Genomic DNA, 598 nt, shown 5'->3' on the forward strand with positions numbered 1-598 from the left:
ATCTTCTAAATTTTTAATTGGATACATACTTAATGTTTTGTGGAAACTTTCTTTAATCTCTGCTTCTTTATTATTTTCTTTATTCATAAATCCACATCCGCCAATAAAAAACGTTAATATTAAAATGCTTATGTAAGAAATGCACTTCCCATAATATTTCATCTTTTAACATCTCTCTATTATTATATACATTTATTAAATATACATTTTATTTATATATTTTTTTCGACGAAACAATCAAAAAACCTCATTAAATGTACCGCAATCATACATCTAATGAGGATATTATCGTTCTTTTAATCTCTACTTACGTGTAATACCATCTAACTCTTCGACTTTCAACATATTATTTATCATACTCATATAGAATTGACCTAATTCTTCTCCAATTCGCTTATAATCAGTAGTATCTAAGCCGACTAAATCTAGATGATCCCAATCATATTGTACGGGTCTCACTTGCCAAATACCCTTGTCAGTTGCTAGGTTCATCATACCTGCCTTCTTAAATGCTTCATCACTTGGATGTAGTGAAGAAGACACAGGTACTATGCCATCATTTACTCTGACATTTTTATTATCATCTCCACCTATCACA

The 598-nt window shown here is 29.8% G+C and carries 2 protein-coding genes; both read right to left on the reverse strand.

Annotation, left to right across the window (positions count from 1 at the left end):
• Positions 1–162 (reverse strand): Csa1 family protein (locus IE142_RS40050; RefSeq protein ID WP_191889477.1); only part of this gene is annotated, 162 nt, incomplete at its 3' end.
• A 141-nt stretch (positions 163–303) separates the two neighbouring features.
• Positions 304–598: lipase-like domain-containing protein (locus IE142_RS40055; RefSeq protein WP_502266915.1), on the reverse strand; the 295-nt coding region annotated here is incomplete at its 5' end.

This window comes from Streptomyces mutabilis, assembly GCF_014649815.1.
GTDB classification, from domain to species: domain Bacteria; phylum Actinomycetota; class Actinomycetes; order Streptomycetales; family Streptomycetaceae; genus Streptomyces; species Streptomyces mutabilis.